This is a genomic window from Parazoarcus sp. PS-13 R2A (assembly GCF_057621855.1).
The window spans coordinates 1-20,418 of sequence record NZ_JBYEXN010000006.1; the positions used below are offsets into that span (position 1 = coordinate 1).

Here is a 20,418-nt window from a genome sequence, read left to right on the forward strand (position 1 = left end):
AATGATGCCGCGGCGGGCGTAGTGCATCTGCGACACGTTGGCACCGGGCTTGGCGCGACGCGGCTTGCGGTGCAGGCCGGGGAAGCGCAGTTCGTCGAGCTTGGCGTCGGCGGCGCGGATGCGGCCGAACTCGGACGACAGGTCGGTCAGCACCTCGGTGTCGCCACGCTCTTCGATCCAGCCGGCGCGCAGGGCGGGCAGACCGGAGCGGATGTCGATTTTCGCAGCCGGGTCGGAGTAGGGGCCGGAGCAGTCGTAGACGTAGATCGGCGGGTTCGGCTCTGCGCCAAACGAAGCCGGCGTGTCGCTCTGGCTGATTTCGCGCATCGGCACCTGAATGTCGGCACGGGTGCCGGCGATGTAGACCTTGCGCGAGTTTGGCAGCGGCGCGATGGCGGCTTCGTCGACGTGGGCGCTCGAGGCGATGAATTTTTCGCTGGCGTTCATTGCTTGTCTCCTGATGGGGCGGGTTCGTTGGCCGGTGAGTCAGTACGTGTCCGGCAGGTTGTTGTATGTGTGTGGCGGGCCGGCGTCCTTGCCGGTTGCCGCTGCATTAAGCGCCGGGCCTGGGCCACATGGCGTGGAAATGATGTACCGGGCCGTGACCATGGCCGACTGCGAGCTCGCCTGAATGGGCGATGGCGCCGATCAGCCATTGCCGTGCCTGTCGCACCGCGGCCTCCACCGGCCTGAAACCGCCGGTGTGACGTGGCAGCAGGGCGGCGACTGCCGATGACAGCGTGCAGCCGGTGCCGTGGGTGTTCTTTGTTTCAATGCGTGGGGCAGGCAGTTCAATCATCTGGTCGCCATCGAACAGCAAGTCGACCAGATCGTTGCCTGGCAGGTGGCCGCCCTTGAGCATCACCCAGCGTTCGCTCGACAAGGGCAGCAGTTCGCGCAGGCGCTCGGCAGCGCGGTACATTTCCTTGACCGATTCGGGCGCACGCTGCTCAAGCAGCACGCCGGCTTCGGGCAGATTGGGCGTGATCATGAAGGCTTGTGGAAAGAGCGCATCGCGCATCATGTTGATCGCGCTCTTGGCTAGCAGCGAATCGCCGCTCTTGGCGACCATGACCGGGTCCAGCACCACGTTGGCTGCCTGCCAGTGGCCAAGACGGTCGGCAACCGTTGCAGTGACTTCAGCGCTGCCCAGCATGCCGATCTTGGTGGCGTGCAGGCTGACATCACTGAACAGGGTGTCGATCTGCAGACGCAGAAAGTCGATGGGCGGCACATGCACGCCGGTTACGGCCTGGGTGTTCTGTGCAGTGAGCGCGGCGACGACGCCGCAGCCGTAGGCGCCAAGCGCCGAAAATGTCTTGAGGTCGGCGAACACGCCCGCACCGCCTGACGGATCGACGCCAGCGATGGAAACGACATTCGGAACGGAGCTCGAGCGGACAGGTGATGATTTCATGCTTGCGTTTCCCTACGCCGGTACAAGCCGGGTCAGGTTCGAAGGGTTTCTCTCAGCACGCACCGGATGTGCGGGCACCCCCAACGGCAGACGGACGATACTGGATGGAGGCTGGCGTGACAAGGGATGGGCTATGGGCCGAGAGGCAGGCGCAAGCCAGCCATGTGGCTGCACCGGCCGGGGATGCGCCTGTAACGGGTATCTCCGCGGCGTCGGGGGGGAGGCGGTCACCAGTGGCCGGTTGCAGCCCGCCAGTTCTGGCGCTCAGCCCAGACGACGCAGGTACTCGCGGGTGAACAGGCGCTCGGGCAGGTCCTGCAGAACCATGTTCGAATAGCTCAAGACCGATACTTCGCCTTTCTTGAGGGCATCTTCCATGACCAGGCGGGTTGGGCGAACGCGGCCGGCGAGTTCGCGGAACTCCTCGTAGCGGCAGGACTTGAGCAGACGGCCGGAGAGCGCGAAGAACTCGGCCTTCAGCGGGCGTCCGTCCTTTTCGCTGACCCAGTACTTGACCTTGGCATAGGTGACGCCGCGATCGACTGCGGTGAGGTCGAGGACATGGGCGTTGATGCCGTCGAGCACTTCCGTGCTGACCAGGACCGGCGTGTAATCGCCGGCAAAGTTCGCGCGCGCCAGATCGCCGTTGGCAACCTGCCCAGTCAGGCGCTGCGCGAGCGAGAGCCGCACGGGCTGAGACACGCTGGGCATGAAGATCCACAGGTCGCGGCCACGCATGAGCAAGGCCTGACCACGTTCCGATACGGGTTCGAGGGTGAGTACGATGGTGTTCTCGTTACCCCGCGAGAGGATGCGGAACTTGCGCGTCTCGCCCGGTTGCCCGTCGCTGAAGTTCTGTACCTCGATTTCGGTCTGGAAACTGTCGCGCGGGAAGCGGATCTCGTCCGCCTTGGTCACGATGCGCACCGCAGCCTCATCCACAGGGGCCTCGGCCGCGTCTTCGGCAGCCCATGCCGAGGGGGCGATCGCAGGCGCAATCAGGCCGCTGGCGAACATGCCGAGGAATTTCCGGCGGGATCGGAAGTGATCGGTCATGAGTGGTATCCTTTTGGCGTTTTCATAACTGTGTGGCCCTGCCATGCCGCTCGTTCGTGTCGAAAACGTAAGCAAGCACTATCGCCTCGGCGAGCAGGATGTTCAGGCCCTGACCGACATCTCGCTGGCCATCGAGCCGGGTGTCTTTCTTGCCATCGCCGGTCCGTCGGGCAGTGGCAAGTCGACCCTGCTCAACATCATTGGTTGCATCGATACGCCAAGCAGCGGGAAGGTCATCATAAACGGCCAGGATGTCTCCGGCCAGACGCCAGATCAACTGGCTGACGTTCGCGCGCGCACCCTTGGGTTCATTTTTCAGACCTTCAACCTGTTGCCGGTGCTGTCCGCAGAAGAAAATGTCGAGTATCCGCTGTTGCAGCTTCCTGAACTCAGCAAGGCGGAGCGGCAGGAACGGGTGAAGCACTATCTGGCCATGGTCGGCCTCACCAAGTACGCGGGGCATCGTCCGAATCAGCTCTCTGGCGGACAGCGGCAGCGGGTGGCGATTGCGCGTGCGCTGGCTACGCACTCGAAGATGGTCCTGGCCGACGAGCCAACGGCCAACCTCGACAGCAAGACCGGGGCGAGCATTCTGAAGCTGATGAAGGACATCAACCGCAAGCACGGTACGACCTTTGTGTTTTCCACTCACGACCGCAAGGTCATGAACATGGCCGACCGCCTCGTCCGGATCGCGGATGGCCAGATCGTTGCGCTCGGCATGCGTGCCGAGGGGCGGTGGGTATTCGTGCAGGACAAGCGCCCGCAGGGCGAAGAAGATCCCGAAGTCTAGGAGCCTGGAATGCGATTGTTGAAAGGAATGCTGCTTGCAGCAGCGTGCGCCGGCAGCCCGGTAGTGATGGCTGCGGATGATCTGGATCTCGACGCTTTGCTCGATGTCGGAGCGCCAAACGAGAGTGAGGGCAGCGGCATCCGTCTGGGTGGCTATGCCGAGTTCGGCGGCGCTTATACCTTGCCGGACGAGGGACACTGGTCGAAGCTGCGTGCCCGCATGGAACTGGCCGCAAGTGGAAACCTCGGAAACGGATTGCGCTGGAAGGTTTCCGGGCGGGTCGATGCAGACGGTGCTCCCGACCTGGAGCGCAACTACTACTCTGGCGCGGTCAGGCGAGACCAGCGATCCGATGCGACCCTGCGTGAGGCCTATCTCGATGTGCCAGTGGGTGACTGGGAGTTCCGTCTTGGCCGGCAGCAGATCATCTGGGGGGAAATGGTCGGCTTCTTCTTTGCCGATGTGGTTTCGGCCCGGGACATGCGTGAGTTCCTGCTGCCCGAATTTGAATCGATACGGATCCCGCAGTGGGCGGCGCGTGCGGAGTATTTCGGCGGCGAGACCCATTTTGAGTTTCTTTGGGTGCCGGTTGCGAGCTATGACAAGGTCGGTAAGCCGGGCGCGGATTTCTATCCCTATCCCTTCTTGCCGTCCGGCACGCATGTGACGGAGAAGACGCCTGCGCACGACGCGCGCAACGGCAACTGGGGTTTACGGGCTTCGCGTCTGATCGACGGCTGGGACCTCTCTGCCTTCTACTACGACAGCCTGAACGTGGAGCCGACGCTGTATCGCACCTCGGTGACACCGATCTACGAACTGCGGCATGACCGCATCCACCAGACCGGCGGCACGTTCAGCAAGGACATGGGGCAGTTCGTGCTCAAGGGTGAGGCGGTTTATACCCGTGGTCGGCGCTTCAATACGCTTGACCCTGCTGCGACCTATGGACTGAAGTCGTCTCCTACGCTGGACTATGCGGTCGGCGTTGACGTGCCGTTTGGCAGTGAGTGGCGTGTGAATGCCCAGTACTTCGCACGGGTTCATTTTGATCACGCGGAGGGGATGTATGTCGAGCGCGAAGAGCCTGGCGTAACCCTGCAGGTGGTGCGGACGATCGGGAGGGATTTCGAGGTCGAGTTTCTGGCCGCATCGAGCCTGATTCGAAACGATTACATGCTGCGCCCCAAACTGACGTGGAAGTTCGCGCCCGAGTGGCGCGCATTGATTGGGGTCGATCACTTCGAAGGACGGCCCACCGCCTTGTTTGGCCGATTCAATGACAGCGACAGGGTGTATTTCGAGGTTCGACGCTGGTTCTGATCGAGGCTGATCTCGCGCCTTTGCGGCGAGATCAGCGCAGCAACTGGGCAGTCAGTTGTCGCTGCAGCGCGAGCATTTCAGCCGGCGGTGCAAACAGCCGGTACAGACTGCGGGTCGAGCTAGTCTCCTTCCCCGCATGCTGTGCGATGAGTTCGTCGACTTCCTGCTGGGACATGTGCATCAGCACTGCGGGTGCGCCAACCCGGGGGCAGACCCGTTCTTCCCCGACCACCCGATAACCCAGCATTCGGCGGTAAAAGCCTGCATGGCGTGGATGAACCTCGATGAAAAGGTCGGTCATCCGATAGATTCGGCGGGTCAATAGATAGACCAGCTGGAACAGGTCGGCCATGACGTCGGCGGAGTTGTGCTCCGGGTCCATCGCCATCCGGGTGACCTCGCAGACCCTGCCGCCGCGAGCGCGCGCAGCATCGATCTCGGGGCGGTAGAGCGTATCGGCCATCAGGCCATTCTCGGAATCGATACCAACCGTTAGCGTGGCAAAGAGATGGTCGCCGCGACAGGCCACGATCGTGGTCTGGTGCTCGGTCTGCGCGAGTTCCGGATGGTAGATCTGCAGGCCGCGCGTCGAGTACATGCGTTCGATCAGCGCAGAGATGTGGTGCTGAAGCCCGGTGAAGCCGTTTGCGCAACGGATATGATATCCGTCGCGGATCATGGCGAACTCCACGCTTGTGTCATCATCCGGGTGTGGCAAGCGCTCAAGTTTCGTTGCGTGCCCGGAGGGAGTGCGCACCGAATCACGAGTTTTTGCTTCCGAGGGCAGTCTGCAACGAGCGTTCATGCTTGAATTCGTGGCGCTTCCCTGCAAGGGGAGAGATTTGGAGTGGATGTGTTTCTGCAAATGCGAGCGACTTTATCGGTCCTTAAGATCGCTGGCTGTAAGCGATTGTGTAATTGTTCCTTCGGGCGGACTGACGTATCTTCGTAGCATGTGGGTAAATCTCAGGGCGTATCATAGGCGTCGTTCAGAAATAGGGGTAGGGTGACCATGAGTAAACAAGCTTCGAACGTGTGGGCGGGGTTCCGTCGTTTCCTGGGTCTGTCGCTGCTTGCCGGCCTGCTGGGTGGTTGCGCATCCTCGTTTCCGCCTGCGCCGATGGCCGCTGCGGATGCCGATTACAATTATGTAATCGGGGCAGGGGATTCCGTGAACATCGTGGTGTGGCGCAATCCGGAGTTGTCGATGTCGGTGCCGGTGCGCCCGGATGGCAAGATCACGACGCCGCTGGTCGAGGATCTTCCTGCGCTGGGCAAGGACTCAACGACGCTCGCTCGGGATATCGAGAAAGAGTTGTCCAAGTTCATTCGCGAACCGGTCGTGACCGTCATCGTTACCGGTTTCGTTGGTCCGTACAGCGAACAGATTCGTGTAGTGGGCGAAGCGGGCAAGCCGCAGATCCTGCCCTACCAGCAGAAGATGACCCTGCTCGACGTCATGATCGCCGTTGGGGGTATCACGGAATATGCTGACGGCAATGGGGCGACGATCCTGCGCACCGGCGAAGGCAACAAGCAGTACAGCGTGCGGATCAAGGACTTGATCAAGCGCGGTGATGTTTCGGCCAACGTGGAGATGCGTCCCGGCGATGTGCTGATTATTCCGCAAAGCTGGTTCTGATCACTTTTCCCTTCAACTAGCCTCGCCTGTCTTCCTGCGTCGGGAGGCAGTGCATGGGCGTGACCAAGACTGACACATGGAAGAACTCGTAAGACAGCTTATCGGTTACCTGCGCGACATGTGGCGTTTCCGATGGTGGGGACTGGCGATGGCCTGGATTGTCGGTGCCGTCGGTGGTGTTGTGATTTACACGATGCCCGATAAATACGAGTCATCTGCTCGCGTGTTCGTCGACACCCAATCCATTCTGCGTCCCTTGATGTCGGGCCTCGCGGTGCAGCCCAATGTCGATCAGCAGATTGCGATTCTGAGTCGGACATTGATCAGTCGGCCCAACGTCGAGAAGCTGATCACCATGGCTGATCTTGATCTCGGGGTGAAGAATGCTGCGCAGCGCGAGGCCTTGATCACGACGCTGTCCAAGGGCTTGCAGATCAGGGGTACCGGGCGTGACAACCTGTTTACCTTGGCTTATGCGGATGTCGAGGCAGCGCGGGCGCAGCGTATTGTTCAGGCGCTGGTCTCCCTTTTTGTCGAGTCCGGTCTGGGGGGGAAGCGTCAGGACTCCGATACGGCTCGCCGCTTCATCGAGGAACAGATCAGGAATTACGAGCAGAAACTCGTCGATGCAGAGAACCGCCTCAAGGAGTTCCGCCTCAAGAACATGGCGCTGCTCGGTGATGGCGCTCGCGACTATGTCACCCAGATCGCTCAGTTGAATGGTCAGCTTGCCCAGGCGAAGCTGGAATTACGCGAGGCAGAGAACTCCCGTGATGCCATGCAGCGCCAACTGGTTGGTGAGGAGCCGGTATTGTTGCCGCAGACACCGAATGCCTCGAACGTATCAATTCCTGAGATCGATGGCCGGATTGACGCGCTCAAGCGCAACCTCGATGACATGATGCAGCGCTATACCGACAAGCATCCAGATGTGATTGGCGCGCGTCGGGTCATCGAACAGCTTGAGCAGCAAAAGCTCGAAGAGGTCGAGGCCCGTCGCAAGGCCGGACCGGGGCAGTTCGGGGCGCTCAACTCGAATCCGGTCTTCCAGCAGATGAAGCTTTCGCTGGCAGAGTCCGAGTCACGAGTGGCGTCGATGCGGGCGCGCGTTAGCGAGTACGAGTCCCGCCTTGCACAGCTGGAGAGCTCGGCCAAGATGCTGCCTGAACTCGAAGCCGAGATGACACAGCTGAATCGGGACTACGCAGTTCATAAGACGAACTACGATAGCCTTGTGGCGCGGCGTGAGTCCGCCAATATCGCGGTGGAAATGGACAATCAGTCGGGTATTGCCGAGTTTCGCCTGATTGACCCGCCCAGCTTGCCGGTCAAGCCTTCTGCACCGAATCGTTTGTTGCTGATGCCGGTGGCGGGTGCTGCGGGCTTGGCAATCGGGCTCGCGCTGACCTTTTTGCTCAGCCAGCTCAGGCCCTCGTTTGTCGATGGCCGCGGCCTGCGCGAGGTGACTGGCTTGCCGGTGCTGGGCACGGTATCCATGCTTTCGACGCCCGAGCGCCGTCGTGCGAGGCTGCGTGGTCTGTTCGCGTTTGGCGGCGGGCTTGCTGGATTCGTCGGTGCTATCGGTATTGCCACTGTGGTTCTGAACATCATTCAGGGATAAGCGGAAGAGCTGATGAGCCTTATCGAAAAAGCAGTACAGCGTCTCGATGCACTCAAGCAGGCCAGCGGGGTGGAGGAACAAGTCGCCCCGAAGGAAGAACGGGTCGTGAACGAGGTGGCGCATGATCCAGTGCTCGATGCCGGCCGGACTTCGTCTTCGGTTCCCCTCGCAGATCCCGTGCCGATGCCCAATCCGAGTGTCTCCCGTGAGGTTCGTATTGACCTCCAGCGCCTTGGGGCAATGGGGATGGTGACTCCGGATGTGCCGCGCGCAGCGATCGCCGAGGAGTTTCGCCTCATCAAGCGGCCGCTTCTGCGCAACGCCACAGTCAGTGGGCCTGCCGAGATCGAGAATGGCAGTCTGATCATGGTGACAAGTGCGATGCCGGGGGAGGGAAAGTCTTTCACCGCCATCAACCTTGCAGTTTCCATGGCAATGGAGCTCGATTACACGGTGTTGCTGGTGGATGCCGACGTGTCCCGCCCCTCGGTGCTCAACCGCCTTGGTCTGCCGCCCGAAAGAGGTTTGATGGACGTTCTCTCGGGCGAGGTTTCCGATCTTGGCGATGTTCTGCTCAGGACCAACATCGAGAAACTTTCGATTCTGCCCGCCGGGATGCCTCACCCCCGGGCGACCGAGATGCTGGCTTCGGAGTCGATGAACCGTCTGCTTGAGCAGATTGCGAATCGCTATGCAGACCGGATTATCGTGTTCGATTCGCCGCCCTTGCTGGTCACCACCGAGGCTCGCGTGCTGGCAACGCATATGGGGCAGGTCGTAATCGTGGTCGAAGCCGGGCGCACCACGCACGCCACGGTCAAGCAGGCGCTGGCGACGATCGAGAACTGTCCGGTCAAATTGATGGTGCTGAACAAGTCCCGTGAAAATGCCGCGGGTTCCTACTATGGATATGGGTATGGCTATGGTGCAGAACCCCGTTCTGAAGCGGCCTGATCGTCCGGCAGGTGCTTTGCGCCTGCTGGTGCTTGCCTTGGGGGCAATCGGTGCGTCAAGCGCATATGCGCAGACGGTCTCCGTGACGCCAAGCGTGCAGAGTCGGCTGACCTGGACCGACAACGTCGGCGCTTCCAGTGACAAGGAATCCGACTGGATCGCAGAGATCTCCCCCGGCATTACCGTTTCGCGCAAGAGTGGTCGATTCAATGGCCTTCTTAATGCGCAACTTCGGAATGTGGGCTACGCGAATGACAGCAGTCGAAACACGTCCTACCTTGCCTTGCAGGGCAGTGGCCAGATCGAGGCGGTTGAGAATCTGTTTTTCGTCGACCTGAATGCGAACATCAGTCGCAACAATCTCTCTGCGTTTTCAGGGCGTAGCAGCAGTGACGACCTGAGCGTCGACGAAAACAACGAAACGCGTACCTGGTCGATCGGCCCCAGACTCGAGTTTCGCCTTGGGGATACTGCGAGAGGTTCTTTACGTTACAAGGCCAGTTGGCTGGATTCCGGCGGGTCGGCGGTTGGTGGTCAGCGGTTGAATGAACTCACTGCACAGGCGAGTGACCCGGCGGCAGTCAGGCTGTTCGGTTGGGGGCTGAGTTACAGCCGCAGTGAATCCGAGTATGACGCGTCGGCCAGTCGCGACGTGACCGAGGAGGTTGGTCGCGCAACGCTTTTCATCAATCTGACGCCACAGTTGCGCCTGCGCGCCATTGGTGGATACGAGAAGAACGATTACGCCAGCACCGAGGATGAGAAAGGCAGCATTTATGGTGCCGGCTTCGATTGGAATCCGACTGAGCGCACGGCCATCTCCGGAACGACCGAGGAGCGTGTTTTCGGGCGGGGGTACAATTTCAGCCTGAAGCATCGCGCACAGCGCTCGACCTGGGATCTGAGCTATGTGAAGGATATTTCGTCTTCACTGCAGACGCTGGGCGGCGGGATCTATCAGGACCCTCAGTTCCTTGCGTTTTTCAATGACGCAACACTGGTGGCGGCGATCCCGGACGATTTGCAACGCGAGGCGTTCGTACGCATTCTGTTGGGCTATCCTGCGACCGGCGGGACCGGTGACATCGTCACAAACGCCCACTTCGTATCGAAAACCTGGCGTGCTGCCTTTTCTTTGCTTGGTCTCCGCAATTCGCTTACCGTCTCAGCCCAGCAGTCCGATCGCTCAAGCCTGAGTTCGATTACGGGTTTGTCTTCAGATGACGACTTTGCCCTGTCCGATACCATCAAGACGACGTCGCTTACGGTGTCGTTCAATCACAAGCTCTCTGGCATTTCGTCGCTCAATACTGCGGTCACGCATTCGCGTTCAGAGGGTGCGTCGGGCACCGGACTGGATACCAAGCGGCTGATAGCGACTGTTGGGCTTACGACCAAACTGGGCCCCCGAACCAATGCCGGACTGACGTACCGCTACCAGCGCTCGGATGCAAGTTCAGCGTCGAGCGATTTCACCGAGAATGCGTTGACGGCCAACCTCGGCATGACCTTCTGACCGGCCTATCGATGTACGAGTCCTACTTCAAGTTTCGCAGCAAGCCCTTCCAGCTCAATCCCGATCCGGCCTTCTTTTTCGGCAGTCGCGGACACCGCCGCGCGATGGCGTATCTCGAGTACGGGATGCACCAGAGCGAAGGCTTTATCGTGATCACCGGCGAGATCGGCGCGGGCAAGACCACCATCGTGCGCAGTCTGCTTGAGCATCTTGATCCAGAGAAGGTCGTCGCCGCCAATCTTGTCAGCACGCAGATTGATGCCAGCGAAATTCTGCGCATGGTTGCCACTGCGTTCGGTCTTCCAAATCGCACGCTTGACAAGGCCGGTTTGCTGCTCGCGTTAGAGACCTTCCTGGTGCAGACCACTGCTGCGGGGAAGCGCGCACTGCTGATTGTCGACGAGGCGCAAAACCTCACGCCGTCGGCGGTGGAAGAGTTGCGCATGCTGTCCAATTTCCAGCTGGAGGACCATGCACTCCTGCAGAGTTTCCTGGTCGGGCAGCCTGAGTTTCGCGACATCATGCAAAGCGCCGAGATGCAGCAGTTGCGCCAGCGCGTAATCGCGTCGTACCACCTTGGTCCTCTCGATTCGGAAGAAACCCGTTCGTATATCGAGCACCGGCTACGTCATGTTGGCTGGACGGACGACCCGGTCTTCGAAACCGATGCCTTCAATGTCATTTACGGCTACACGGGCGGCATTCCGAGACGCATCAATACCTTGTGCGACCGCCTGTTGCTGGGCGCATTTCTGGCCGAGCGACACAGTATCGGCGAGGAAGACGTCCGTGAGGTCATTGAAGAGCTGAAGCTGGAGTTCGCCGCCCCGAATCGCCCCGCTCCGGTTGCCGCCGGGCATGAGGGTGTCAGCGAACGTTGCGTGGGAAACCTGGCAGTGGATCGTCTGCAGGTGAGCGACGAATTGCTCGCGCATGCCGCGAGCCTCAGTAGCAACGCCGATATTCAGCGTCTCGAGGCGAGACTTGTCGGCCTGGAGCAGTCTGTGGCTGCAACGCTCGGCGTTCTCAATCAATTGCTGCATGCGGTCCGTCGCGATCCGCCTGCGGGAGGCAAGGAACATGAGTAGTCAAATGTCTGCAGGGGCGGATGCGCCGGTGATCTGCGTGGTGGGTGCGCGTCCGAACTACATGAAAGTGGCGCCCATCATCCGTGCCTTCGCAGCGCACTCACCCGTGCTTCGTACGCTGCTGGTGCACACCGGACAGCACTACGATCCCGCGATGAAGGATCGTTTGTTCACTGACCTTGAGCTGCCCGATCCGGATGTCAATCTGGCAGTGGGTTCAGGGACTCATGCCGTTCAAACCGCCGAGGTGATGAAGCGGTTCGAACCGATCATCGACCAGTACGGTGCGCGTGCCGTGCTGGTGGTGGGCGACGTCAACTCGACCCTTGCCTGTGCGCTGGTTGCGGCGAAACGTCACATTCCGGTGATTCACGTCGAATCGGGCCTGCGCTCCAACGACCGGCGGATGCCGGAGGAGATCAACCGTATCCTCACCGATCAGATCTCGGATCTGCTGTACACCACCGAACGCAGCGCACACGCCAATCTTGTGCGCGAAGGCATCCCGGAGGAGCGGGCGGTGTTTGTGGGCAATGTCATGATCGACAGCTTGCGTGCCAGTCTGCCCAAGGCGATTCTTGCTGCCGATCTGCTCGCTGCTGCAGGGCTTGACCCGGCACGCATCGAAGATGGCTACGGCGTGGTGACGCTACATCGCCCGTCCAACGTCGATCAGGCCGATACGCTTGGCCCGATTATCGGCGCGCTGCGTCAGATCAGTGAACAACTGCCGCTGGTGTTCGCATTGCATCCGCGTACGCGCACCAATCTTGAGCGCTTCGGCATGCTTGGCCTGCTCGATACGCCGGGTTTCCTGATCCTGCCGCCGCAAGGCTATCTCGAAATGCTTGGTTTGATGTCCGGCGCGCGCATGGTGCTGACCGACTCCGGCGGCATTCAGGAAGAGACCACCGCGCTGGGCGTCCCCTGCCTGACGATACGTGAGAACACTGAGCGCCCGATCACGGTCGAGCAGGGCACGAACACACTGGTCGGGATTGATCCGCAAGCCCTCATCATGGCGGCTGAGGCCATTCTGAAGGGCGGCGGGAAGGCTGGCCGGGTACCGGAGCATTGGGACGGACAGACTGCCGAGCGAATCGCGAGTCATCTGTCGTCCTGGCTGGAACAGCACGAGGCGGCTCAGCCCGCCGCGGTCTGAGCAAGGGGGCGTATGAGCGAGAATTCACACACCGCTTCTGAAAAGGCCATTGTCAACGCCCTGACCATCGACGTTGAGGACTACTTTCAGGTCTCGGCGCTGGCGCCACATTTTCCGCGCAAGATCTGGGACGCAGTGCCCTGCCGCGTAGAGCGAAACGTCGATCTGATTCTTGACCTGCTCGATCAGCGCGGCGCAAAGGCGACCTTCTTCACCCTGGGCTGGGTCGCAGAGCGCTACCCTCAGCTTGTGCGCCGTATTGCCGCGAGCGGGCATGAGGTCGCGAGTCATGGTTACAGCCATGAGCGCGCCAGTGCAATGACGCCCAAGGCCTTTCTTGCGGACATCGCGCTTGCCAAGGCCGTGCTGGAAGACATCGCCGGGCAGAAGGTCACAGGTTACCGTGCCCCCAGTTTTTCGATCGGACTGCAGAACCTGTGGGCGCATGACACGATCGCTGAGGCTGGCTATGTGTACAGTTCGAGCGTGTACCCGGTCAAGCACGATCACTATGGCATTCCGGATGCACCGCGCTTTCCGTATCTCCTTGAGTCGGGCCTGATGGAAATCCCGGTGACCACGATGCGCTTACTCGGTCGCAACTGGCCCGCCGGCGGTGGTGGCTATTTCCGTCTTCTGCCCTACGCGGTGTCGCGCTGGCAGATTGCGCGCGTCAACCGTGATGACAAGCGCCCTGCGATCTTTTACTTCCATCCGTGGGAAGTTGACCCGGATCAGCCGCGGGTGGCCGAAGCGTCAGCGAAAACGCGGTTCCGACACTACGTGAACCTTGCACGAACCGAAAACCGTCTCAAGCGACTGCTGGGCGACTTCAACTGGGGACGGGCGGACGAGGTTTTCCGCAATGCCGCCTGAGTCGTCGGGAGTGATTATTGTGGACAGGCTAGCCATCACCGTCAAAACGCTTGCCCCGGAAGATGCGCCGCGCTGGGACGCCTTCGTGCGGGCCTGTCCGCAGGCGACGTTCTTCCATCTGTCAGCGTGGCAGCAGATTACCGAGCAGATCTTCAGGCACCGCAGCTTTTTTCTCTATGCGGAGCGCGCCGGAGAAATCGTGGGGGTGTTGCCGCTTGCAGAGGTCAAGAGCCGACTCTTCGGCCATGCACTCACCTCGCTCCCTTTTTGCGTCTATGGTGGCGTAGCTGCAAGTGCGGATTCTGAGGCGGAGGCGCTCGCCGCGCTCGAGGCTGAGGCGGATGCCTTGGCTCGCAAGCTTGGTGTGCAGCATCTCGAGTACCGGAATCTGAGCCCGAGACACCCCGAGTGGCCGCATCAGGAGTTGTACGTCACCTTCCGCAAGGCCATCCTGCCTGAGGTCGAGGACAACATGCAGGCCATTCCGCGCAAACAGCGGGCGATGGTGCGCAAGGGCATCAAGAACGGTCTGGTCAGCCATGTTGACACCGACGTTGAGCGCTTTTTCGCTGTCTATGCCGACAACGTGCTAAGGCACGGTACGCCGGCACTGCCCAAGCGCTTCTTTCAGTGCCTGAAGGACACTTTTGGCGATGACTGTGAGGTTCTGACCGTGACGGATGAAGCCGGCAAGGTGCTGTCGAGCGTGCTCAGCTTCTACTTTCGCGATGAAGTCTTGCCCTACTACGCGGGAGACGACCTCGCCGCGCGCGACGTCGCCGCCAATGATTTCAAGTACTGGGAGCTGATGCGGCGGGCCTGCGAGCGCGGGTGCAAAGTCTTTGACTACGGCCGCAGCAAGGTCGGAACAGGGCCGTACAGTTTCAAGAAGAACTGGGGTTTCGAGCCGCAGCAGCTTTCTTACGAGTACCGTCTGTACAAGCGCGACAGCGTGCCGCAGAACAACCCGATGAATCCGAAATACAGGCTCTTCATTGCCATGTGGCGGCGCTTGCCGGTCGGCGTGGCGAACGCGATCGGGCCGCATATCGTGCGCAATCTTGGGTGATTGCAAGAGGATGCCAATGCAAAGAGATGTGATGCCAGGTACGTTGGCAGAGGTCAATGTGCTAGACGGGCCGGAAAGGAATTTTTTGAAGATTGTCATTCTTCTGCTTGGCGTCTTTGTCTGGGTGACTGGCTGGTACTGGGATACGGCTGCCGAGATGGCAGGCATCTGGTGGCGGTCCGATACGTTTGCGCACGGCTTGGTGGTCCTTCCGATTTTTGCGTGGCTGGTGTGGAGCAAGCGCGAGCGATTGAGCCTGGAACGCCATGAACCATCGGCCTTAGTGCTTCTTTTGATTGTGGGTGCGGGCCTGGCTTGGCTTCTTTCAGAGTTGGGCAGTGCTTCGGCGCCATCGCATTTTTCCCTCGCGCTGATCCTGGCGTCGAGTTTTGTCGGCGTACTTGGATTGCGCATTGGGAGGATTCTTGCTTTTCCTTTGCTTTTTCTCTTTTTCGGGGTGCCGATAGGGGAGTTCCTCCTGCCGATTCTGATGCGCCACACTGCGGACTTCACTGTTCAGGCGCTGCGAATGACCGGCATTCCCGTCTACCAGGAAAACCTTTTCTTTGTCGTGCCGAATGGTCGCTGGTCGGTTGTGGAAGCCTGCAGCGGACTTCGATATCTGGTTGCATCCCTAATGGTTGGCTCGCTCTATGCGTATCTCAACTATGTGAGTCTCAAGCGCCGCATGTTGTTCATGCTCGTTGCGCTGCTGGTGCCAATCGTTGCGAACTGGGTGCGTGCCTACATCACCGTGATGGTGGGCTATCATTTTGGCCCGGAGTTCGTCGAAGGTTTCATTCATATTGTCTACGGCTGGGTTTTCTTCGGGATCGTCATCGGTCTCATGTTCTGGATAGGGAGTCGATGGCATGAAGTTCCGGCTCAAGTACCCGAGGCAGCGCACAGCAGCGGTGCTGGGGCTGCCGGGAAGCGAGGCTGGGTTGCGTTGACCGCGATTGCGCTGACGATACCGGCTTTCCCGATGGCCCTCTCCCAACTACAGTTGCCTGTAGACAGTTTTTCTGTCGCGCTGACAGCACCGCAGGCGAAACCTGGCTGGACTGTTCTTGAAGACGATGAATTTCCTTACCGGCCCTCGTTCAATGGGCACCGTGGCGAAGTCTTTCAGCGTTACCAGAATGTGAATGGCGAAGCCTTGGGGCTCTACATCGCTTACTACGCCGAGCAGCACAAGGGTGCGGAGTTGGTCATGCACGGTAACAGTCTCGAAGGTCGCCAGGGGTCCGGATGGATACGCACAAGCAGCGGTGAAGACCGTTTGTCGATTGGAACCGTCGCGAGGGCAACCTTGCGTCGGGGTGAGCGACGGCTCAACTTGTGGAGTTGGTACTTCATCAACGGACGAGTGGTGACCAATGACTTCGTTGCAAAAGGGCTGCTCGCGCTGAACCGCATCGCCGGATTAAAGGACGACTCCGCAGTACTCGTTCTTGTCGTGCCGACGGATGAGCGAACGGCTACGGGCAAGGTGACCGCCGAAGCCTTCGTCAGCGACTATATGGCTGCGGTTGAAGCCATGCTGAGAGATGTCGAGGAAAGGCGATGAGCCTCAACCGCCCACTCGTCATGCATGTCGTTTATCGGTTTGACGTCGGTGGACTTGAGAACGGAATCGTCAATCTGATCAACCGCATGGATGCTTCGCGCTTTCGCCATATGGTGGTGGCACTTACGCATTGCGTCCCGGAGTTTTCGGAGCGTATCGTGCGCGACGACGTCGAGTTCGTCTCGCTTGAGAAGGGGCCTGGTCATGGGTTCAAGCTGTATCCCAGACTCTATCGGCTGTTTTCCGACTACAAGCCAGCAGTCGTGCATACCAGAAACCTTGCAGCACTCGAAGCTGCTGTGCCTGCACGTGCGGCCGGGGTGCCGGTTCGCATACACGGGGAGCATGGTTGGGACGTTTCCGACCCAGGTGGTACGCGTGCGAAATATCGCTTCTTGAGGCGGCTGTACCGGCCTTTCGTCAGCCATTACGTTGCCCTCTCAGGCCATCTTGCCGACTACCTGGTCCATGGGGTGAACGTTCCCGAGGGCCAATTGACAAGGATATGCAATGGCGTGGATTCAGCACGATTTCATGCCGCGCCGAGCCATCGTGGCCTGCTTGAGGGCTCTCCTTTCAATGCTTCTGATCTCATCGTTGTTGGTACGGTAGGCCGACTGCAGGCGGTGAAGGATCAAATTACCCTCGTGCGCGCCTTCGCACTGAGTCTGTCAGTGCTTGGCAATGCTGGTGCGAACTTGCGTCTGAGTATTGCGGGCGATGGGCCGCTGCGTCCGGATGTCGAGGCCGAGATCGTACGGGCAGGGTTAGGGGCGCGGGTCTGGTTGGCCGGAACTCGGCGTGATGTGCCGAATGTCATGCGGGGTCTTGATTTGTTTGTGCTACCTTCGCGTGCGGAAGGAATCTCCAACACGATACTTGAAGCCATGGCCACCGGCCTGCCTGTGATTGCAACCGACGTTGGCGGCAACGCGGAACTGGTGTTGCCGGGTGAAACGGGGGCTCTGGTCCCACCGATGAACCCCGAGCGGATGTCCGACGTGATCGCGAGGTATGCTACCGACGCTGGTCTCAGGCATACCCACGGTCTTGCAGGGCGGCGGCGGGTCGAGGCCGAGTTCAGTCTGGATGGCATGGTAGAGCGATACGCGTCGCTCTATCGGTCACAGCTTGATGCGGCAGGCGCTCGGCGCGCGGCCGCCTGACACAGGATCATAACGATGTGCGGTATTGCCGGTCTGTTCGACATCAACGGTAAGCGCGATTTTGATCGCGACCTCATGCTGCGGCTGAACGACATACAGTTTCACCGTGGTCCGGACGAGGGGGACGTCTACCTTGAGCCGGGCGTAGCGCTCGGTCATCGTCGTCTGTCGATCATCGATCTTGCTTCCGGGCAACAGCCCTTGTTCAATGAAGATGGATCGGTCGCGGTCGTATTCAACGGCGAGATCTATAACTTCCAGGAGCTTGTGCCCGAACTGGAAGCGTTAGGGCATGTGTTCCACACCCGAAGCGACACTGAAGTCATCGTTCATGCCTGGGAGGCGTGGGGAGAGGACTGCGTGCAGCGTTTTCGCGGCATGTTTGCCTTCGGTCTGTGGGACCGCAATCAGCAGTGTTTTTTCATGGCACGTGATCGCCTTGGCGTAAAGCCTCTGCACTATGCGATCCTTGACGATGGCACGCTGGTGTTCGGGTCGGAGTTGAAGGTGCTGATGCAGCACCCGGGCCTTGATCGAACTATCGACCCGCTTGCCGTCGAGGAGTATTTTGCCTTGGGCTATGTGGCCGAACCACGGACCATCTTCAAGGGCGCACGCAAGTTGCAACCTGCCGAAAGCCTGTGCATTAGACGCGGTCAGCCGGTTCCTGCTCCCAGGACGTACTGGGATGTGCATTTCTCGCTCGACAATCCTTTGTCTCTTGAGGATGCGAGCGCGGAACTCGCCGAGCGCTTGCGCGAGTCCGTGCGCCTGCGCATGATCTCGGAGGTGCCTCTGGGTGCCTTCCTGTCGGGTGGTGTCGACTCCAGTGCGGTTGTCGCGACCATGGCTGGTTTGTCGAGTGAGCCCGTCAATACCTGTTCCATTGCCTTCGACGACCCGGCTTTCAACGAGTCCGCCTTCGCGAAAATGGTTGCGGACCGATATCAGACCAATCATCACGTCGAAACAGTGAAGTCGGACGACTTCGATCTGATTGACACCCTGGCCGCGCTGTATGACGAGCCCTATGCAGACAGTTCCGCAATTCCAACCTATCGGGTATGTCAGCTTGCGCGCAAGCACGTCACTGTGGCGCTTTCCGGCGATGGCGGTGATGAGAGCATGGGTGGCTACCGTCGCTATCGCATGCACATCATGGAAGAGAAAATGCGGGGAGCGATGCCGCATGGTGTCAGAAAGCCGCTATTCGGTTTGCTTGGGCGAATGTATCCCAAGGCAGACTGGGCTCCACGGGTCTTTCGAGCAAAAACAACGTTTCAGTCCTTAGCGCGAGATTCGGTTCAAGCGTACTTTCATTCGGTCTCCATCCTGCGTGGAGACATGCGTAGCAGCCTTTTCTCTGCCGATTTCCGCCGCCAGCTTGGCGGCTACAACGCCATTAACGTCTTCCGTCGCCACGCCGATGCCGCGCAAACGGACGATCCGCTTGCGCTCATACAGTACATTGACACCAAGACCTATCTCGTCGGGGACATCAATACCAAGGTCGACCGCGCCAGCATGGCGCATTCTCTGGAGGTGCGCGAACCCTTGATGGACCATAAGCTTGTCGAGTGGCTGGGGTCGCTGCCATCCGGGCTCAAGATCAAGGGAAAAGAGGGGAAGTACGTTTTCAAGAAGGCGATGGAGCCCTTGCTCCCCGATGACGTGCTGTATCGCCCTAAAATGGGATTTGCTGTTCCGCTTGCACGCTGGTTTCGTGGTCCTCTCAAGCAGCGCGTACGTGAGGCTGTTCTTGGCGAGACGCTCGCATCGACGGGAATCTTCAATAAGGACTATCTGCAGCAGCTGGTTGACGCACATCAGTCAGGCGTACGTGACTACAGCGCGCCTTTGTGGGCGCTGTTGATGTTCGAAGCGTTTCTGCGAAATTCGCGCAAGTCTGCGGCGCCGTCGTCCGTGGCCGTGGAGACAGCCTGATTGATGCGAATTCTCCATATCCTCGATCATTCCCTGCCTTTACACAGCGGCTATACGTTTCGCACGGCCGCCATTCTGCGCGAACAGCATGCGCTTGGCTGGGAGACGTTTCATCTCACGACGCCGAAGCAGGGGCAAACCACAGCTGCTGAGGAAGAGGCAGACGGGCTGCGGTTTTACAGAACAGCGGCGCCCGAAGGCGCCGGACTCGTGGCCCAGATGCGACTTACCGCAGCGCGTATCGATGAACTCGTGGGCACGCTTCGCCCGGACCTCATTCACGCCCATTCTCCGGTGCTCAATGCCCTGCCCAGCCTTTGGGTCGGGCGGCAGCGCCAAGTGCCAGTTGTGTACGAGATGCGCGCTTCGTGGGAAGACGCAGCGGTGGACCATGGGACAACGACCGAGGGTAGCCTGCGCTATCGCGTCTCGCGGGCGCTGGAGAGTTTCGCGCTGCGCCGCGCCAGCCATGTCACCACCATCTGCGAGGGCTTGCGTGGCGACATCATGGCCCGAGGGCTGGCGCCGGAAGCTATCACTGTCATCCCCAATGCCGTCGATGCCGACGCCTTCCAGTTTGGCGCTGAAGCAGATCCATCTCTGCGCGCCGAACTCGGGCTTGAAGGGAAAACCGTACTCGGTTTTGCGGGCTCGTTTTACGGCTACGAAGGGCTTGATCTGCTGGTTTCCGCGCTTGCCAGCCTGGTTGAGCGATATCCGGACATCCGCTTGTTGCTGGTCGGTGGTGGTGTACAGGAGCAGGCCCTGCGCGAGCAGGCAGCGCGTGAAGGCGTGGCCGATCGCGTCATCTTCACCGGACGGGTGCCGCATAACCGCGTGCAGAAATACTACGAGCTCATCGACGTTCTCGCGTATCCACGCCTGCCGATTCGGCTCACGGAGCTGGTAACGCCGCTCAAGCCGCTGGAGGCGATGGCGCAGGGGCGGATGTTCGTCGCCTCAGACGTCGGTGGTCATCGTGAGCTGGTGAAGCACGGTGAAACCGGCTTTCTGTTCAAGGCCGGCAGCGTCGAGGCGTTGGCGGAGTCGATTGCGCACTTGCTCGATCATCGGGATGTGTGGCCCGCTGTTCGTGCGCAGGCGCGCGCCTTTGTCGAACGCGAGCGGACCTGGGCCAACAGTGTGGCGCGGTATCGCGAGGTTTACCGCAAGGCGTTGGCAACGCGTGGCCGCGAGTCTGTACTTGCCGAGGTGAAATAG

The 20,418-nt window shown here is 60.1% G+C and carries 17 protein-coding genes, 1 pseudogene and 1 riboswitch; of the genes and pseudogenes, 14 read left to right on the forward strand and 4 right to left on the reverse strand.

Annotated elements, in window-relative coordinates:
- From AC22G6_RS07500 to AC22G6_RS07510, 3 genes and pseudogenes are all read right to left on the reverse strand, one after another.
- A pseudogene (locus tag AC22G6_RS07500) lies at positions 1–447 on the reverse strand (phosphomethylpyrimidine synthase ThiC); the annotation flags it as partial.
- 106 nt (positions 448–553) lie between these two features.
- Positions 554–1,417 carry a bifunctional hydroxymethylpyrimidine kinase/phosphomethylpyrimidine kinase gene (gene thiD, locus AC22G6_RS07505; RefSeq protein ID WP_487366265.1) on the reverse strand — a complete coding sequence of 288 codons (864 nt, stop codon included), beginning with the start codon at positions 1,415–1,417 and terminating at the stop codon, positions 554–556.
- Positions 1,410–1,509, reverse strand: a riboswitch (TPP riboswitch). It overlaps the preceding gene by 8 nt.
- A 172-nt stretch (positions 1,510–1,681) precedes the next feature.
- Complete coding sequence (locus tag AC22G6_RS07510) at positions 1,682–2,473, reverse strand: outer membrane lipoprotein-sorting protein (protein WP_487366266.1); 792 nt, start codon at positions 2,471–2,473, stop codon at positions 1,682–1,684.
- A 43-nt stretch (positions 2,474–2,516) separates the two neighbouring features.
- Between AC22G6_RS07510 and AC22G6_RS07515 the strand changes: the two genes are divergently transcribed.
- A complete protein-coding gene (locus tag AC22G6_RS07515) occupies positions 2,517–3,266 on the forward strand; it encodes an ABC transporter ATP-binding protein (protein WP_108950709.1) in 750 nt (249 codons plus the stop codon).
- Positions 3,267–3,275: 9 nt separating this feature from the next.
- Positions 3,276–4,589: a DUF1302 family protein gene (locus AC22G6_RS07520; RefSeq protein ID WP_487366267.1), complete on the forward strand. Its 1,314-nt coding sequence runs from the start codon at positions 3,276–3,278 to the stop codon at positions 4,587–4,589.
- 31 nt (positions 4,590–4,620) lie between these two features.
- Here the strand turns inward: AC22G6_RS07520 and AC22G6_RS07525 are convergent, their stop codons facing one another.
- On the reverse strand, positions 4,621–5,268 hold the full coding sequence (locus AC22G6_RS07525) for an N-acyl amino acid synthase FeeM domain-containing protein (RefSeq protein ID WP_108950711.1): 648 nt from the start codon (positions 5,266–5,268) through the stop codon (positions 4,621–4,623).
- A gap of 333 nt (positions 5,269–5,601) precedes the next feature.
- Between AC22G6_RS07525 and AC22G6_RS07530 the strand changes: the two genes are divergently transcribed.
- From AC22G6_RS07530 to AC22G6_RS07585, 12 genes are all read left to right on the forward strand, one after another.
- Positions 5,602–6,231, forward strand: a complete 630-nt coding sequence (locus AC22G6_RS07530; RefSeq protein ID WP_487366268.1) for an XrtA/PEP-CTERM system exopolysaccharide export protein — start codon at positions 5,602–5,604, stop codon at positions 6,229–6,231.
- Positions 6,232–6,307: 76 nt separating this feature from the next.
- Positions 6,308–7,852, forward strand: coding sequence for an XrtA system polysaccharide chain length determinant (locus tag AC22G6_RS07535; RefSeq protein ID WP_487366269.1), 1,545 nt, complete (start codon positions 6,308–6,310; stop codon positions 7,850–7,852).
- A 12-nt stretch (positions 7,853–7,864) separates the two neighbouring features.
- Positions 7,865–8,806, forward strand: a complete 942-nt coding sequence (locus tag AC22G6_RS07540) for an XrtA-associated tyrosine autokinase (RefSeq protein ID WP_487366270.1) — start codon at positions 7,865–7,867, stop codon at positions 8,804–8,806.
- Complete coding sequence (locus AC22G6_RS07545; protein WP_487366271.1) at positions 8,769–10,322, forward strand: TIGR03016 family PEP-CTERM system-associated outer membrane protein; 1,554 nt, start codon at positions 8,769–8,771, stop codon at positions 10,320–10,322. Before AC22G6_RS07540 ends, AC22G6_RS07545 begins: the two co-directional genes overlap by 38 nt.
- Before the next feature lie 11 nt (positions 10,323–10,333).
- Complete coding sequence (locus AC22G6_RS07550) at positions 10,334–11,410, forward strand: XrtA/PEP-CTERM system-associated ATPase (RefSeq protein ID WP_487366272.1); 1,077 nt, start codon at positions 10,334–10,336, stop codon at positions 11,408–11,410.
- On the forward strand, positions 11,403–12,572 hold the full coding sequence (gene wecB / locus AC22G6_RS07555) for a non-hydrolyzing UDP-N-acetylglucosamine 2-epimerase (protein WP_487366273.1): 1,170 nt from the start codon (positions 11,403–11,405) through the stop codon (positions 12,570–12,572). The genes AC22G6_RS07550 and wecB overlap by 8 nt, the downstream gene beginning before the upstream one ends.
- A gap of 12 nt (positions 12,573–12,584) precedes the next feature.
- Positions 12,585–13,448, forward strand: coding sequence for an XrtA system polysaccharide deacetylase (locus AC22G6_RS07560; RefSeq protein WP_487366274.1), 864 nt, complete (start codon positions 12,585–12,587; stop codon positions 13,446–13,448).
- Positions 13,449–13,467: 19 nt separating this feature from the next.
- Positions 13,468–14,517, forward strand: coding sequence for a FemAB family XrtA/PEP-CTERM system-associated protein (locus AC22G6_RS07565; protein ID WP_487366275.1), 1,050 nt, complete (start codon positions 13,468–13,470; stop codon positions 14,515–14,517).
- A 16-nt stretch (positions 14,518–14,533) separates the two neighbouring features.
- On the forward strand, positions 14,534–16,087 hold the full coding sequence (gene xrtA / locus AC22G6_RS07570) for an exosortase A (protein ID WP_487366276.1): 1,554 nt from the start codon (positions 14,534–14,536) through the stop codon (positions 16,085–16,087).
- Positions 16,084–17,253 (forward strand): TIGR03088 family PEP-CTERM/XrtA system glycosyltransferase, encoded by a 1,170-nt coding sequence (locus tag AC22G6_RS07575; protein WP_487366277.1) that lies wholly within the window; start codon positions 16,084–16,086, stop codon positions 17,251–17,253. Before xrtA ends, AC22G6_RS07575 begins: the two co-directional genes overlap by 4 nt.
- A gap of 15 nt (positions 17,254–17,268) precedes the next feature.
- Positions 17,269–19,197 (forward strand): XrtA/PEP-CTERM system amidotransferase, encoded by a 1,929-nt coding sequence (locus AC22G6_RS07580; protein WP_487366278.1) that lies wholly within the window; start codon positions 17,269–17,271, stop codon positions 19,195–19,197.
- Between the two features lie 3 nt (positions 19,198–19,200).
- Positions 19,201–20,418 (forward strand): TIGR04063 family PEP-CTERM/XrtA system glycosyltransferase, encoded by a 1,218-nt coding sequence (locus tag AC22G6_RS07585; RefSeq protein WP_487366279.1) that lies wholly within the window; start codon positions 19,201–19,203, stop codon positions 20,416–20,418.